Origin of the sequence: Moorena sp. SIO4E2 (assembly GCF_010671945.1) — a bacterium.
In the GTDB taxonomy this organism is placed as follows: Bacteria; Cyanobacteriota; Cyanobacteriia; order Cyanobacteriales; family Coleofasciculaceae; genus Moorena; species Moorena producens.
In genome coordinates this window covers 2430-3893 of the sequence record NZ_JAAHIE010000621.1, presented here as the reverse complement: position 1 = coordinate 3893, position 1464 = coordinate 2430, and the positions used below count along the sequence as shown (strand labels likewise).

Here is a 1464-nt window from a genome sequence, read left to right as displayed (position 1 = left end):
CAGTATTATTTGAAGCTGATTCCCTGTCTTGATGCAGCGCATCCCTATTACCTATTACCTATTACCCATTCCCTATTACCTATTCCCTATTACCTATTCCCTATTACCTATTACCTATTACCTATTACCTATTACCCATTACCCATTACCTATTACCTATTACCTATTACCTATTACCCATTACCTATTACCTAAAATCCCGAAATTGTGTACCTCATAGCTATGAGAATTGCTATATACCGTTCCCGTAGCGTGGCCATAGGCCAAACAGGTTTATTTGAAGCTGACGGCTGACAGCTGACGGCTGACAGCTGACGGCTGATGGCTTACAACAAATCAAAAAATAAATTTAGTTTTTAACATTGGTACTACGATACTATTGTTGTTACTGTTGTGTTCTGGAGATATAATTACAAATAGACCGGGAGTGATGGAGATATTGTCATTAATTTGGTAGCGATAAAAGGTTTCTAAATGGTAAGATAAATCCAAATCTTGACGACTGTTAATATCATTTTCAGCTAGTCTAGGAGGCATTCCAAACACGAAACCTAATTCATTGCCTTCTTTGCCTAAATCGGGAAATGCCATGGTGATAGCCCAAGTCCAGATATCAGCTTTAGCGCCCTTTGAGCCATCCAAACCACTTTGGCGGGGAGAGGATTCAGCGTTGGCATTGATATAACTAAGCCAACCCCCAAGGGCAAAACCAGGACTAAGTCGATATCTCGCTTGTAAGCCAAACCCATTAGCAGAGGTGGCAGTTTGATCACCAAATGGTGCTTGGGAAAATTGACTGCCAGTACTCCCAGTGACATCAATCCCTGAGTTGGGTTCAGGAGAATAGTAATGGACATAATTCAATCCAATCCCTAAGCGCTGATTTGGTGTTAAGGTTAGCTGAGTGAAAGCACCAAATTGACCATTAAATAGTCCATTACCTTCGGTGGGATTAGAGATACTAGCGGCACTACCTAAATAAGCTACACTGATTCTAATTGAGTCATTAAATTGATAACGAATAGCAGCGCCACCACCTTCAGCTAGGCGATAAACCGGGTTATGTACTCCAAAACGGGAGAGGGCTGAGACGGGATTGAGGGGGTCTGTAATCTCATCGGCTGACAGACCTGCTGCAGCAATATGAGCTTGAATGCGATCGCTAATCGGGAATCGATAATATAGTTCAGTTAAGACAAACTCCTGGTCTGTATCTGTTTCAAAGTCATAGAGAGTCATGTCTGTGCCATCAAGGGGGTTATTAAATTCAGGCACGTCGGTGGTATCGATTCTAGTGCGTAACAGGTCTTTACCGGTGAAACTGGTATCAAAGGATAATAGGGCAAGACCTGTGAATGTAGTGGTAAGACTATCGTCTTGAGTTGGGCTACTGCAACAAGGGGCAGCTTTGTTATCAGTGAAGTAGTCAATTAGGATAAAGTCTACTTCGCCATTGAGCTTAGT

2 protein-coding genes are annotated in these 1464 nt (G+C 42.2%); one reads left to right on the top strand and one right to left on the bottom strand.

All coding sequences use genetic code 11. From position 1 onward, the window contains the following. Window positions 1-195, top strand: a 195-nt coding sequence (locus tag F6K37_RS34230) for a hypothetical protein (protein ID WP_287255235.1), incomplete at its 5' end; no start/stop codon positions are given. 141 nt (window positions 196-336) lie between these two features. Here the strand turns inward: F6K37_RS34230 and F6K37_RS34225 are convergent. Beyond that, a partial coding sequence (locus F6K37_RS34225) for an iron uptake porin (protein WP_287255233.1) occupies window positions 337-1464 on the bottom strand: 1128 nt, incomplete at its 5' end.